10 protein-coding genes and 1 riboswitch are annotated in these 15025 nt (G+C 66.1%); of the genes, 4 read left to right on the top strand and 6 right to left on the bottom strand.

The window, feature by feature from the left end; all coding sequences use genetic code 11:
* Positions 1 to 101: 101 nt before the first annotated feature.
* Together AC5Y4F_RS21270 and car are read left to right on the top strand one after the other, a co-directional pair.
* Positions 102 to 857, top strand: coding sequence for a L,D-transpeptidase (locus AC5Y4F_RS21270; protein ID WP_499998396.1), 756 nt, complete (start codon positions 102 to 104; stop codon positions 855 to 857).
* A 142-nt stretch (positions 858 to 999) separates the two neighbouring features.
* Positions 1000 to 4581 (top strand): carboxylic acid reductase, encoded by a 3582-nt coding sequence (car, locus tag AC5Y4F_RS21265; protein WP_499998394.1) that lies wholly within the window; start codon positions 1000 to 1002, stop codon positions 4579 to 4581.
* Positions 4582 to 4591: 10 nt separating this feature from the next.
* Here car and AC5Y4F_RS21260 read toward each other — a convergent pair whose 3' ends face one another.
* Entirely contained in the window at positions 4592 to 5206 is a 615-nt protein-coding gene (locus AC5Y4F_RS21260) for a hypothetical protein (protein WP_499998392.1), read from the bottom strand.
* Between the two features lie 180 nt (positions 5207 to 5386).
* Between AC5Y4F_RS21260 and AC5Y4F_RS21255 the strand changes: the two genes are divergently transcribed.
* Positions 5387 to 6328, top strand: coding sequence for an NADP-dependent oxidoreductase (locus AC5Y4F_RS21255; protein WP_499998390.1), 942 nt, complete (start codon positions 5387 to 5389; stop codon positions 6326 to 6328).
* Here AC5Y4F_RS21255 and AC5Y4F_RS21250 read toward each other — a convergent pair.
* Together AC5Y4F_RS21250 and AC5Y4F_RS21245 are read right to left on the bottom strand one after the other, a co-directional pair.
* Positions 6320 to 8119, bottom strand: a complete 1800-nt coding sequence (locus AC5Y4F_RS21250) for an NRAMP family divalent metal transporter (protein WP_499998387.1) — start codon at positions 8117 to 8119, stop codon at positions 6320 to 6322. The genes AC5Y4F_RS21255 and AC5Y4F_RS21250 overlap by 9 nt on opposite strands.
* A gap of 114 nt (positions 8120 to 8233) precedes the next feature.
* Positions 8234 to 8446, bottom strand: a complete 213-nt coding sequence (locus AC5Y4F_RS21245; protein WP_067932952.1) for a hypothetical protein — start codon at positions 8444 to 8446, stop codon at positions 8234 to 8236.
* A gap of 234 nt (positions 8447 to 8680) precedes the next feature.
* Positions 8681 to 8853, bottom strand: a riboswitch (M-box (ykoK) riboswitch).
* Positions 8854 to 8965: 112 nt separating this feature from the next.
* On the opposite strand from AC5Y4F_RS21245, the gene AC5Y4F_RS21240 reads away from it, so the two are divergent.
* Complete coding sequence (locus tag AC5Y4F_RS21240) at positions 8966 to 9625, top strand: O-methyltransferase (RefSeq protein ID WP_067932954.1); 660 nt, start codon at positions 8966 to 8968, stop codon at positions 9623 to 9625.
* Between the two features lie 3 nt (positions 9626 to 9628).
* Here AC5Y4F_RS21240 and AC5Y4F_RS21235 read toward each other — a convergent pair whose 3' ends face one another.
* From AC5Y4F_RS21235 to AC5Y4F_RS21225, 3 genes are all read right to left on the bottom strand, one after another.
* Positions 9629 to 11623 (bottom strand): acyltransferase family protein, encoded by a 1995-nt coding sequence (locus tag AC5Y4F_RS21235; protein ID WP_067933047.1) that lies wholly within the window; start codon positions 11621 to 11623, stop codon positions 9629 to 9631.
* Between the two features lie 238 nt (positions 11624 to 11861).
* Positions 11862 to 13289: an aldehyde dehydrogenase family protein gene (locus tag AC5Y4F_RS21230; RefSeq protein WP_067932956.1), complete on the bottom strand. Its 1428-nt coding sequence runs from the start codon at positions 13287 to 13289 to the stop codon at positions 11862 to 11864.
* 15 nt (positions 13290 to 13304) lie between these two features.
* On the bottom strand, positions 13305 to 15017 hold the full coding sequence (locus AC5Y4F_RS21225) for a thiamine pyrophosphate-binding protein (protein WP_499998382.1): 1713 nt from the start codon (positions 15015 to 15017) through the stop codon (positions 13305 to 13307).
* Positions 15018 to 15025 lie beyond the last annotated feature (8 nt).

Raw genomic sequence — 15025 nt, 5'->3', positions numbered from 1 at the left:
GACGACCCAGCTGGCCTGTCATTGTTTGCTGAAACCGGTGGTCAATGGGTAACCAGTAGGATATCGGTGTGTTAGTCACACCATCTCGAAGGGTGGACGCCATGCGTCGGGGTGTTCGTTATCTATTTGTTATGGTCACGATCACCGCTGTGAGCCTCGTCGTGCCGGTCGGTCGCGGCACCGCCGCCGTGCCGCTACCGCAACCCAGCCCGGCAGTCGCCTCGATTTTGCCCGCTGACGGCGCCGTGGTGGGCGTGGCCCACCCGGTCGTGGTGACCTTCACCGCTCCGGTGGCCGATCGGGCCGGGGCCGAACGGTCCATCCACGTCACGTCGCCCAGCGGCGTCACCGGACACTTCGAGTGGGTCCACAACACTGTCGTGCAGTGGGTTCCCAACCAATATTGGCCCGCCCACACCCACGTGTCGGTCGGCGTGCAAGCCCTGACGACAGGCTTCGATACCGGCGAGGCGCTACTCGGTGTCGCCAGTATCTCCAAACACACCTTCACCGTCAGCAGGGACGGGGAGGTGCTGCGCACCATGCCGGCGTCGATGGGCAAGCCCAGCCGGCCCACCCCGATGGGCAGCTTCACCGCGCTGGAAAAGCAGCGCACCGTGGTGATGGACTCGCGAACCATCGGCATTCCGCTCAGTTCGCCCGAGGGATACAAGATCACCGCTCAGTACGCCGTACGCGTCACTTGGAGCGGCGTTTACGTGCACTCGGCACCATGGTCGGTTGATTCCCAGGGCAACGCCAATGTCAGCCATGGCTGCATCAACCTCAGCCCCGACAACGCCGCCTGGTACTTCAACCAGGTCAACGTGGGCGACCCTATCGAGGTCGTGGCGTGAGCGCTGCCAACATATCCCTGGCGTGACGCGGGCGCCCCGGCGTGCGCCCACACGGTGTGACAACCGTCACAGCCGTTGAACGGAAGCGCGGCCCATGGGGGTTCGTTCAGGTAGGCGAGTGATCTCCAACGAGAGGCGGGCCATGACCGTTGAGGCGAAGCGCGCGAAAGTTAGCTCTACAGGCCCGATCAGCGCGGCGCGCCAACAGGTAGCCGAACGCATCCGCCACTTGGACGCCCACGACGAACAGTTTCGGACTACGAAGCCCGATCCGGCCCTGCAGCACGCGGCACGGCAACCCGGCCTGCGACTGCCGCAGATCCTGGAAATCTTTGCCCAGGGTTACGCCGATCGCCCCGCAGTGGGCTGGCGCGCCCGCTCGTTGAACACCGATTCAGCGACCGGCCGAACCGGCACCCAGGTGCTGCCCCGGTTCGACACCATGACCTACCGCGAACTATGGGACAACGTCCGCGCTATCGCCGGCGCATGGCGACACGACGCCACCAATCCCGTTGCGCCCGGGGACTTCGTCGCCACCGTCGGTTTCGCGAGCGCCGAATATCTCACCATCGATCTGGTGTGCGCCTACCTCGGGCTGGTCACCGTGCCGCTGCAGCACAATTCGACGGCCGCACGGCTGAAGCCGATCGTCGAGGAGGTGGAGCCGTCCGTATTGGCCGCCGGTGTCGGTTATCTCGACCTCGCCGTTCAAGCGGCACTGGGCATTTCATCGTTGCGGCGGGTCGTGGTTTTCGACTACCGGCCCGAGGTCGACGAGCACCGCGAGAGCGTCGATCGCGCGCGGGCGAACCTGGCGAGTGCCGGCATTGCGGTGATCATCGAGACTCTCGATGACGTGATCGCACGCGGCCGAAGCCTGCCGCCGGAGCCGATGTTCACCGGCGACACCGACGAGCGGCTGGCCATGATCATGTACACGTCGGGCAGCACGGGATTGCCCAAGGGCGCCATGTATACCGAGCGGATGCTCTGCAAGCTGTGGACCACCGAATTGATGCCCGACTTCGCGGACACGCCGGTGATCAACGTGAATTTCATGCCCCTGAATCACCTGGGCGGCCGGATACCGCTGTCGACGGCGTTCCAGGCCGGTGGCACCAGTTACTTTGTCCCGGAGAGTGACCTCTCGACGCTGTTCGACGACTGGAACCTGGTGCGTCCCACCGAAATGGGACTGGTGCCACGGGTGGCGGAGATGTTGTACCAGCGCTATCAGAGCGCCGTCGATCGATTCGAGGCTTCCGGCGCCGACACCGCCGCGGCGAAGGCACAGGCGCAGGCCGAGCTGCGCGAGCAGATACTCGGTGGACGCATCGTGACCGCCTTCTGTGGCACCGCTCCCCTTGCAGCGGAGATGCGCAGTTTCATCGAGTCCTGTTTGAGCGTGCACGTTCTCGATGGTTACGGCCTCACCGAGGTCGGCATGGTGACCAAGGACGGGCGTATCAACCAACCCCCGGTGCTTGACTACAAGCTGATCGATGTTCCCGAATTGGGGTACTTTCGCACCGACAAGCCCTATCCACGAGGCGAATTGTTGGTCAAGTCGCTGACCGCCACCCCCGGATACTTCAAGCGGCCCGATGTCACCGCCAGCGCCTTCGACTCCGACGGCTATTACCGCACCGGTGACGTGATGGCCGAGCTGGAGCCGGGCCGGCTCGCTTATGTCGACCGCCGCAACAACGTGCTGAAATTGGCCCAGGGAGAGTTCGTCGCCGTGGCGCGCCTGGAAGCGGCGTTCTCCAGCGCGGCCCTGGTGCGCCAGATCTTCGTGTACGGCAACAGCGAGCGACCGCACCTGCTGGCCGTCGTCGTCCCGACCGACGATGCCGCGCAGAAGTTCGCCGAAGACGACGACGGACTGAAGGCTGCGCTGAGCGAATCCCTGCGCCAGTCGGCCAAACTCGCCGAGCTGCAGTCCTACGAGGTGCCCGTCGACTTCGTCGTCGAGCCACAACCGTTCAGCGAGGACAACGGCCTGCTCTCCGGGGTAGGCAAGCTGCTACGGCCCAAGCTCAAAGAGCACTACGGCGCTCGGCTCGAACAGCTATATGCGCAGCTTGCCGAAAATCGGGTGACCGAATTGCGTGCTTTGCGCGAGGGCGCGGCCGACCGCCCGGTGATCTTCACGCTGACCCGCGCGGCCGAGGCGTTGCTTGGCCTGGCCGGCGGGCCGCCGGCACCCGACGCCCTATTCATTGAGCTGGGCGGCGATTCGCTATCGGCGCTTACCTTTTCCAACCTGTTGCGGGACATCTTCGACATCGAGGTGCCCGTGGGGATGATTACCGGACCGGCAACAGACCTCGGACGGATCGCGCAATACGTTGAATCTGAACGTGAATCGGGTTCGCGGCGACCAACTTTCGCAACGGTGCACGGGCAAGGAGCGACGCAGGTCCACGCCGCGGACCTCACCTTGGACAAGTTCATCGACCCGTCCACCCTGGCCCAGGCCCCGGCGCTGCCGCGGGCGACCGGCAGGCCGCACACCGTTCTGCTCACCGGCGCGAACGGCTACCTCGGGCGGTTCCTGCTTTTGGAGTGGCTCGAACGGTTTGCCGAAACCGGCGGAAAGCTCATCGCGATCATCCGCGCCGCGGACGCCGCGGCCGCCACCAAGCGACTGGAGGCCGTCTTCGATAGCGGCGACCCGCAATTGCTGCAGCGGTTCCGAACGCTTGCCGCAGACCACCTCGAGGTCATCACCGGCGATATCGGTGTGCCGAATCTTGGTTTGGAGCCGGATATTTGGGAGCGCCTCGCCCAGAGTGTCGACCTGATCGTGCACCCGGCCGCGCTGGTCAACCACGTGTTGCCATACGACCAACTGTTCGGCCCCAATGTGGTTGGCACCGCAGAGTTGATTCGGCTGGCGATAACGACGCGAATCAAACCGGTCACATACCTGTCGACGGTCGCGGTGGCCCTGTCGGTCGATCCGGCCACGTTCGTCGAGGACGGCGACATCCGCACCGTCAGCGCGTTGCGGCCGGTCGATGACAGCTACGCGAACGGGTACGCGAACAGCAAGTGGGCCGGCGAGGTGTTGCTGCGCGAGGCGCACGACCTGTGCGGCTTGCCGGTCGCGGTCTTCCGGTCCGACATGATCCTGGCGCACAGCCGGTATGCCGGACAGGTGAACGTGCCAGATGCGTTCACCCGCTTGATCTTCAGCTTGCTGACCACCGGTATCGCACCGGCCTCCTTCTATCAAACGGATGCGCACGGGAACCAGGCGGTGGCCCATTACGACGGGCTGCCTGCCGATTTCGTGGCCGAAGCGGTTACCGCGCTCGGTGCGCAAATCGCCACACCCGCCGCGGATTCCGGAGACTATCGGTCGTTCGACGTGATGAATCCGCACGACGACGGCATATCCCTGGATGTGTTCGTCGACTGGCTGATCGCCGCCGGGCACGACATCCGGCGCATCGACGACTACGACGAATGGCTGGACCGGTTCGCCACGGCCCTGCGGGCCTTGCCGGACAAGCCGCGCCAGCATTCGGTGCTGCCGTTGCTGGACGCCTACCGAAAGCCGGAGACGCCGTTGCGCGGCGCGCCAGCCCCCACCGATGTGTTCCGCAGCGCCGTGCGGGCAGCGAAAATAGGTCCACGCAAGGATATTCCGCATCTGTCGACGGGGTTGATCGACAAGTACGTCGCGGATCTGCGCTTGCTGGGCTTGGTGTGAGCACGCTGAGCTAGCGGGGTAGCCCGGCCTTTATCGCGGCGTCCTGCTTGCGCGCTATCTCGAGAGCGACGGCGGGATCGACCGGCTCGTTGGGCGGATTGTCGAATTCCAGCGTGACCAGTGCCTTGCCTTCGGTGAAGACCAAGACCGCCATCGCCTGGGTGTTGTCCGGTGTGGTACCCGAGATCGTCACCCCGTTCGCGCCGACGGCAAGCGGTTGCCAGCTGCCATTCACCTTGCCGTTGTAACTGCCTTGGGTGGAAGCCAATTCGGCGGCGGCCGCCGCAGGATCGGAGGCGACCACGATGGTGTCCCACAGCCGATGGCTGCTGTCGCCGTTGGCGAACAGCTGAGCAACACCGGGCGCATTGTTGGGATTCAGCATGGGCGACTGCGGCGCGGTGAGGCCCCCGCCGACGTCGTTCGGCTTGATCAGCAAGTAGCCGTAGTCCGAGGGCTGGACCGACGGCGGGCCGGTGACCGCGCTCGAAATAGACAAAGCGGGGGATTTCGACGTCGACGACGGCGAGGCGGATCTGTCAGCGCCGCCGCATCCGGTGCTCGTGGCGCCGATCACGGCGAGGGCAACGGCCCAGCCGGCCATGCCGATCCGATCAACTTCCACGCATGTTCCTTCCACGTGTCATCGGTATCCGGCTTTCACCGCGGCTCCCGACGCCGCCGGCGAAACACTGGGGTAAACCAGGCTTGCTACGAACATAGGCCCACTCGGCGTCCGGTGGGTAGCACTTTGACATGCCTATGCTGACGTGGGTGACACGTCTCGTGTTGGAAGGAGATCGGTATGACGGCTGCAGCGCGCGCGGTACGGTTCGACCGTTACGGGGGACGTGAGGTGTTGTACGTCGCGGACATCGAGATGCCCTCCCCCGGACCGGGCGAGGTCGTCGTCGAAGTGCGTGCCGCGGGGATAAACCCCGGGGAAGCCGGTATCCGCGTCGGAGCGATGCACGAGATGTTCCCGGCCACCTTTCCCTCCGGGCAGGGTAGCGATCTGGCCGGCGTCATCACCGCAGTGGCACCCGGGGTCACCGAATTCTCGGTCGGCGACGAAGTCTTGGGATTCAGCATGCGCCGGTCCAGCCATGCCACCCACACGGCGGTCCCGGTCAACCAGTTGATCCGTAAACCTTCCGAACTCGGTTGGGAGGCAGCGGGTTCGCTGTACGTGGTTGGGGCGACCGCTTATGCGGCCGTCCGCGCGGTGGCGCCCCGACCCGGTGAGACGATCGCCGTGTCGGCCGCCGCGGGTGGGGTGGGCAGCCTTGTCGTGCAGCTGCTGGCCTTGCGCAAGGCGCGGGTGCTCGGCATTGCGGGCCCGGGCAATGCCGACTGGCTGCGCGCGCATGGCGTCAGCCCGATCACCTACGGTGACGGACTCGCCGGGCGGCTGCATGACGCGGCGCCGGATGGCATCGACGCGTTCATCGACCTGTTCGGTCCGGACTACGTTCAGCTGGCCGTCGATCTGGGCGTGGCGCCCGAGCGTATCGACACCATCATCTCGTTTCAGAAGGCGGGCGAGGTGGGCGCCAAGGCCGAGGGCAGCATGGAAGCCTCGACGCCCGAGGTGCTCGCGGAGATGGCCGACCTGATCGTCTCGGGCGCCATCGAGTTCGACATCGCCGCGACCTACCCGCTGGACCGGGTAGCTGACGCTTATGCCGAACTCGAGCAGCGGCACACGCACGGGAAAATTGTTCTGCTGCCAACCAACTCAGAATGAGGCGGCCGGCCCGACAACACCGGCCTGCATGATCTTGATGATGACGAAAACTACCGCCACCACCAGGTAAACCCGCAGGGTCATCAGCCCCGCCCGGCGCATCGGTGACATCGTGGGCCGATCGAGCAGCGCGACGTTGGGGGTTTGCCAAGCCGACCGGTCCTGGCGCCGTACCGCCCGTCTCTCGGCACGCGTCAGCGACGAAGCGTCCTCGAGTTCGTCGACCTCTTGCGGGTCCAGGCCGCCACCGAGCGTCCGCGCGATGGCTTCGGCCTCGGTCAGGTGCCGGTGTCGTGTACCCATGATGATCAGCGCGGCACCGCCGACGATGCCGAGCGCCGCGCCGGCCGCGAGACCAGCCTCGATGGTGGTCGTCGACAGATCGGGGAAGAAGGTGGCCGCCGTCAGCGCTAGCGACAGCAGCACCAGACACCACACGATGCTCCACGCAATGATGTTCTGTCGCACCGTGTTCACCCACGGCCCCAGCACCGCTCGGTCATTGCAGAGCAGCACCAGGAATACGGTGGCCGAGGGGAGCAGCACACCGGCGAGTGCCTGTACGCCCTGGGTCACCAGGCCCAGGACGTGGTTGGGACTGAAGGAGATCGCCGCCGACACCGCGAGTAGTATCGCGTAGCCGCCGTAGAACAGCGGGGCCTCGCGGATCTTCCAATGCAACGAGTGCCGCTTACCCATAGCATCACCGACCGCATAGGTGGTCGCCAGGCCGACGGCGTTGGCGCCGATCAGCGACGCGTCCAGCAGGATGATCGCGAACAGCACCCCCACCGCGCGACCCAGATGCTTCGACAATCCCGCCGCGACCGCGCCCGCATCGGTGAAGTGACCCGCATCGGCGGTGCCGGTCAATCCGAACGCCGCCACGGCCATCAGCGCCGTCGCGCCGACCATGACCACAACGATTCCTATCGCCAAATCCGCTCGGCCGTAAGGGATCCAGCGGGCGGTGATGCGCTTGTCCACCACGTTTGACTGCTGGAAGAACAGCTGCCACGGCGCGACCGTCGTGCCCACGATCGCGACCACCAGCAGCAACACCGTCGAGTTGAGACCGCCGGGGAATTGCGGGATCAGGCCGGCCACGGTTGCTTTGGCGGTCGGATGCACCAGGAACACCATCGGAAAGATCAGCACATTCACCGCGATCAGGAGGAACATCAACCTCTCCCAACGGCGAAACGAGCCGCCGGCCACCACGGCGAACAGCAGCACGGCGGCGGCCGGGACGGCGATGATCTTCGGGCAACCCAGGAAGCCGAGAGCCAATGCGACACCGATGAATTCGGTGACGATCGTCAACGCGTTCAGGACCAGCAGATCACCAACGCTGAAGGCGCCCCAGAACTTGCCGAACCGCTCGAATATCAAGCGCGCGTGCCCAACCCGGGCCACCGCACCTAGCCGCAGTACCATCTCCTGGTTCACGTACAGCACCGGGACCAGCAGTGCCAACGTCCACAACAGGCCCATGCCGTAGTTCTGGCCCGCCTGCGCGTAGGTCGCGACGCCACCGGCGTCGTTGTCACCCACCATGACGATGAGCCCGGGCCCGGTGATCACGGCCAACGTCCGCAGCCGCCGCCAGCGTCCACTGGACGCGCCGTCCCCGTCGCGCCGGATGCGCCCGAACGCGCCGACGATGTCGCCGACGTGCGCGGAATCCACCACGGCCGGGCGTCGGGCCGGCAAGGATGCGCCCTCCGGCGCGCTAGAGGTCCCGCCGACCACCGGGGTGCGGCGGCCGCCGCCGGTGTCGATCGAAGTCATTGCATTCTCGCTATCTGGGGCGATTCTCACGTCGCGGGGACGCATTGGTGATGCGGCGTTCAACGAGCCTGGGGCGACGGGCGCCGCTGGGACGCCCGCCGCCCAGGCAGTGGTTCAACGGTGGTTACTGTCGGAACCCGCGACGTGGCCACCCAGCGATGCGGTGACCATCGCGATCGGCATCCGCGAGACGTACAGGTTGGCCCGCTCCTGCGGGGTCAAGCTGGCCCGCCGGTGAAACCTGTTGGCCACCAACCGGCCTGCCCGCAGCATCGACCGTCCACGCTCGGATGCCGCAGAAAAACGGTGCGTGACGACAAAAGCCATGATCTTCTCCTGACAGGAGCCCGATCGGCGTCGGCACGGGTGTCAACCGCGCAAGACCAACGAGGTCAGGCGGTGAAAGAAATGCCGGAACCGGATCGGGACAAGACGGATTTCGGATACGGACTATCGCCAGGACTCATCTCGCCCTCACCTCCTCACGGCCAAGACACACGCGGGTGTCGCCACATTCACCTGAACGAAAGAGGTTGGAAAGACCCACGACACAAACCGCGGGCCGCACCCCTCTCGTCGGAGCTTCGGCACTGCACGGCGTATCCGTAACATTCCGGAAGCCACTTGGGCTCAACCCTTGGGTCCGGGAAGAGCTGTCCTGACCCGGGGCGTCTCTCGACGTTCGGGGTCAGTGGCCTGTATCCATGCAGACGCCTCACCTACCGAGGTGCTTGCGGGGTCCATAGTGACACCGGTGCGCGGCGTCGTCAAACCGCTTAGCGGATCCCTGACACCCTCCGCGGCTCTCCCAGCGCCCGCTAAGGACGCGCGCCTAGGCTCGGTGCCATGACCACTACGTTGCAGGACGCCCGGGTCGCTTCGACGCTCGACCGCATGTATGCGGAGGCGAAAAACCAGATGGCGCTGTTGCGCGAGCGGCGCGGCGCGTTCGACCGGCCGATGACCACGCAGGAACGCACCGAGGCGATGAGCGAGTTCTACATCCCGGTGACGCGGGACGCCGGCCGGCTGCTGTATTCGCTGGTGCGGGCCACCCGTCCGGCCACCGTCGTCGAATTCGGCATGTCGTTCGGCATCTCTGCGCTGCATCTGGCCGCCGCGGTGCGCGACAACGGCGCCGGCCGGGTGGTGACCACCGAGCTGAGCGACACCAAGATCGCCGCGGCCAAGCAGACGTTCGCCGAGACCGGCCTGGACGACGTCATCACCATCCTGGAAGGCGACGCGCTGTCCACGCTGGCGGACTTGGGGGGACCGGTCGATTTCGTGTTGCTCGACGGCTGGAAAGACCTGTACTTACCCGTGATCGAGATGCTGGAGCCCCGCCTGTCCACGGGTGCACTGGTCATCGCCGACAACGCCAGCTCGGCCGACCTGGCGCCCTATCTCGATCGCGTGCGCAACCAGGACAACGGCTACGTCAGCTTCAACTTCCAGGTCCGCGAGAGCGATAGCATGGAGATCAGCTGCCGCACAAGCGATTAGGGTCTAGCGCAGCGATTCCTCGAGCCACGGCGTGAGCCACTTCACCCCTTCGGGGGTGAGGTGAACGCCATCGCTGCGCACCTTGATGCCATCGACCTTGGGGGTATAAACCCCGTCGGGGCACAGCTTCTTGTTCAGATCGAGGATCGCGACTCCTCGATGGTGGCTCACGGTCTTGCGCAACATGGTGTTCCACAGGTTGACCCGATCCGGCTGGTCCTCCGGATACAGCCGGCCGTCCGGCTTTTCACCGCCCCGGCTGTAGGGAACGGTAGCAACCACCACGCGGACACCGGTAGCGCCCACGATGTTCAGCGCCCGTTCGAGCTCACCGTTGAGGTAGGCGTCGAAGGTCGGGTCGCCGATGTGAGTCCACTGGCCCTCGTTGACCCGGTCCACCGTCTCCCAGCGGCCGATGACGAGCAACGCGACGTCTGGCTGGTCGCGGCTGACCTGGGTCGACCAACGAATCGGCCAGCCGTCGCACTCGGACCGTTGCTCCAGAGTCTGGCCGATGTAGCGGTACGGCGTGCCACGCACCAGGCTGCATCCGATGACAGTGTGGTCGAGGAACGTGAACCCGGGCGTCGGGGGCAGGTAGTGCATCCAGGTCCACCCGATCGAATCACCGAACACCGAGACGGTGAACGGCCGGTTGGCGTCTCGAGGCCGGCTCGCGCCGGGCGGCGACGGCGAGACCGCCGCGACGGCCGAGACGCCGGGCGGTAGCCCGGTCTCCCGCAGGCCGGGCCCGGTGCCCACCGGAATCACCAACAGAGTCACCGCGGCCGCACTGGCAACGCTCGCGGCCGCCAGCGGCAACAGCGGCACCCGCGCCGGGCGCCATCGCCGAATGGGTTGTTCGAGCAGCCAATACGACGTTGCGGCAATCAACAGCGTGGCGCCACACCGGGCAGCGAATAGCGGCAGACCCGACCATCCGGTGCGTTCGCCGTTCAGCGCCAAGAAGATTGGCCAATGCCACAGATAGACCCCATAGGAGATGGTTCCCAGCCCCACCAGTGGGCGCAACGCGAGCGCGTGCGCGACGACTCCGCGCTGCTCCAGGGCGACGGGTGCGATGACGATCACCGCCGCAATCGCGACTCCAATCAGCAAGCCGTGGCGGAATTCTCCGCCGGCCCCGGTGGCGTAGTGCGTCGCCGCGGCCAATCCGGCCAAACCCAACAGCGGCAGAACCCGGGCGACCCGGCGCCCCCACCGCGTGCGGATCATGCACCAACCGCGGTTCATCGACGGCCAGTCACGCACCAACAGGGCGGCGGCCGCGGCACCGATCAGCAACGCCTGCGCGCGGGTATCGGTGCCGAAGTAGATCCGGTCGCGGGTGCCATCCGACGCCGAGACGATGGCCAGGGCCGCCGAAGCCAGGGCACCGAGGGTGGCGATCAGGAAAGTGGCGAAGCGCACACCACCGACGGTGGCCCGGGAACAGCGGCGCCTCGCGCGGGCGGCGAGCAGTAGGGTGACCGCGATGAGCAGCACCGGCCAGACGAAGTAATACTGCTCCTCCACCGCGAGTGACCAGGTGTGCTGCAGGGGCGAGGGTGGAGCGCCCTGGGTGAAGTAGTCGGTCTTCTGGGCGACGAATCGCCAGTTCGCCATCCACACGAAGGCGGCAATCGCGTCGTCGCGCAGGCCGGTCAGCGACCGGTCGGGCAGCAGCTGGCGGGCGGCGGCCACGGTGAGCACCATGAGCACCAGTGCGGGCAGCAGCCGGCGCGCGCGCCGGATCCAGAAGCCGGTCAACTCGATACGACCGCTGCGTCCCAGCTCGTCCAGGAGCAGCGAGGTGATCAGGAATCCGCTGAGAACGAAAAACACGTCGACGCCGATGAATCCGCCGCTGACGCCCGGGATGCCGCCGTGCCCGATGAGCACCAGCGCAACCGCGATCGCGCGCAGCCCGTCGAGTGCCGGGATTCCACTGGCCCGCTCCGGCCGGTCCCAGATCGCCAACCGGCCAACCCGGCGCACCGGGGCCACCCATCGGGGCCGAGTACGGCGAGCCGGCGCGGGGTGAGACCCGCCCGGCTCTGTGCTTGCTGTCAGCGCGCCGTAACTACCATTTCGCCCGGCGCCATGGTTGATGCCGATACGTCGCTGCTCCTCCTGTTGAGTTCAGCAAGCCAGCCTAGAGGCGGGCGCACAGAATCAGGTGGAGGACACGCGAGGTGTTTTCCGCCGTGCAGCGTGGGGATTTCGGCCTGACGCGTCAGGTCTTGTCGGGCGCGTAACCCAGGGTGCTTTTGACCTCCAGATACTCGTGGAAGCCGAACTCGCTCCATTCTCGACCATTGCCGCTGCGCTTGTAGCCGCCGAATGGGGCGTTCAGGTCGAACGCGTGATTGATGGTCACCCATCCCGCGCGGATCTTGCGGGCGATCTCGCGTGCCGTGTCGAGGTCGGCCCCCGAAACATAACCGGCGAGGCCGTATTGCGTGTCATTGGCGATCTCGACGGCATGGTCGAGATCGTCATAGCCGAGGATGCACAGCACCGGCCCGAAGATCTCCTCGCGGGCGATCGTCATGTCGTTGGTGACATGCGCGAAGACGGTGGGCTTGACGTAGTAGCCCTTCTCCAGCCCCGCCGGCCGGCCCGGGCCTCCCGCGACCACGGTCGCGCCCTCGTCGATGCCTTGCTGGATCAGGCGCTGAACTTTTTCGAATTGTGCCCTCGACGCGACCGGACCGATGGCCTTCGCTTCGCCGCTGCCCACGGGAACCTGTTCGGCGACCTCACGCGCGATGGTGATGGCCTCGTCCATCCGGGAATTCGGGACCAGCATGCGCGAGGGGGCATTACAGCTCTGCCCGGAATTGGGCATCATGTTGGCCACGCCGGCGCTGACGGCTTGGGTGAAGCCGCCGTCATCGAGGACGATGTTGGGGCTCTTGCCGCCGAGCTCCTGGGTCACTCGTTTCACGGTCGCGGCGGCGTTCGTGGCCACATCGACGCCGGCGCGGGTGGATCCGGTGAACGACACCATGTCGATGTCGGGATGGCTCGCCAAGGCCACACCGACCCCCGCGCCGTCGCCGTTGATCAGGTTGAACACCCCGGCCGGCACGCCCGCGGCATCCAGGATCTCGGCGAAGATGTAGGGCGAATACGGGGCTACCTCAGAGGGTTTCAGGACGACGGTGCAGCCGGTCGCCAGCGCCGGGTAGACCTTGACCGCGACCTGGTTGATCGGCCAGTTCCAGGGGGTGATCAAACCGCAGACGCCGATCGGCTCCTTGGTGATCAGGGTCGCCCCTTTTTGTTCGGAGAATTCGAAGTTTTTCAGCGCGTCGATGGCCGTGGTCAGGTGACCGATGCCGAGGAAGACCTGCGGCCCGGCGGCGAGCGAGGGCGGCGCTCCGATCTCTTCGGTGACCGCCTCGGCGAGGTCGTCCGCCCGCTTCTGGTATTCGGCGAGGATGGCCTGCAAGAGGTCCAGACGCTGTTCGCGGGTGCTCTGCGACCAACCGGCGAAGGCTCGCCGGGCGGCGTTGACCGCCACGTCGACGTCGGCCGCCGACCCCAGCGAGATCTTCCCGGAAACCTGTTCTGTCGCCGGGTTCTCGATGTCGAAGGCATTGGGGCGCACCGGGTCGACCCACTGGCCGTCGATGTAGAACTTCAGGTATTCGCGCATGACATCGTCCTTTTCTTACTGGGTGCCTTCGGCGTACCACGTCCGGAATCGGTCGTACTTGGGCATCTCCTCGGAGTTGGCCTTCGGATCGATGCACACGTGCACTACACCGACTTTGCCACTGGCGTAGGCGCGAGCGATCGCCGGGCCGATCTCCTCTTCCTTCTCGACGTACTCACCGTGGCAGCCGAAGCCCTCGGCAACCTTGTCCATCCGGACGTCCTTGCTCCAGTGCACACCTGGCTGCGGTGACGGCTGGGAGAAGGTGCGCTTGTACACGCCCACCTCAAGACCCCACTGGTGGTCGACGCCCACCACGCACACCAGCGGAAGGTTTTGCCGCGCAGCGGTTTCCAACTCGGCGATGTGGAAGAGGAACGCCGAATCGCTGGTCAACAGCATCACCGGGCGCTTGCCCCCCTCGGCGACGGAGGCTCCGACCGCGTACGGCAGGCCGGTGCCCAGGTGGCCGAAGTTCTGGTTCCACATCACGTCGCGCGGCTTGGACTGCGAGTAGGTCCACTGGAAGATCACGGTGGCGCCGCCATCGCGCACGAGAATCCCGTCCTCGAGTTCGTTGAACGCCTTGGTGGCCTCGACGACGTAGCGGGCCGGATGAATCGGCGAATGCCCGGACGGTGCCGATTCCGCCATATCCGCAAGCTCTTTCGTATCCTTTTCGATCAGGACCTGCAGCGCGGGTGCGGGTTTGCGTGGGGAATCCTTGAGCGCGTCGACCAGCTGCGGCACCACGCCGCGCAGATCGCCGACCAGCGCCACGTCGACCGGGCGGTTGACGCCGATGGCGGTTGGGTCCTGCTCGACGAGCACCCACTTGCGGTTCGCGTTGTTGGCGGCCCAATGCTGGGTCCGGCCGTAGTGCATCGGCTCGCCGAGCTCGGTTCCCAGTGCGACGCACAGGTCGGATTCCTCGACGGCCTCGTTGGCGGCCGGGGAGAACAAGTAGGGGAACGTCCGGTCCTGCAGTCCCGGAATGAACGAGGTGCCGCCGGAGGTCTGGATCACCGGGCAGGCCATCAGCTCCGCCAGCTCCTTGACCTGTTGCTGGGTGCGGGAGGTGTGCACGCCGTGGCCGACCAGCAGAACCGGGCTCTTCGCTTCGCGGATCAGCTCGACGGCCTCGGCCACCTCGCGGGTGCCTGCGCCCTGCTTGACCAGCCGGTAGGCCGACGGTGGCGGCGCGGCGTCGACGTCGAGCTCCTCCAGGATCACGTGCGACGGGAATTCGACGTAGGACGGGCCCGGGGTTCCGGACATCGCCCTGCGGATGGCCTCGTGGATGATCTCATCCGTCTGGTCGGCGTACTCGATGGACGAGCTGTATTTCACCGACGCGGCGAAAAGCGGCTCCTGCTGGATGAATTGGATACGCCCGCGGCGTACCCGGCGCTCGGTGACGCGAGCCCGCTGCCCGCCGAGGAAAATCACCGGCGAGTTCTCGACAAGCGCGCACTGGATCGCTCCGGCAATGTTGGCCATGCCCGGGCCGAGCGTGCCGACGCACAGGCCGGGGTTGCCCGTCATCCGCGACGCCGCCTCGGCCATGAATCCCGCGCTCAATTCGTGATGCGGTGCGACCACGGACCACCCGCGCGCGTCCGCCTCGGCGAACATGTGCACGAAGTTCGGGTCAGGAATGCCGAACAGGGTGTTGACACCCTCGGCCTCGAACAGGTCGAGGATGCGTTTGTAGACGGGCACGGCCATCGTGGGGA

It is taken from the genome of Mycobacterium sp. NGS56 (genome assembly GCF_059812425.1).
This window is presented reverse-complemented; position numbering and strand designations above follow the sequence as displayed.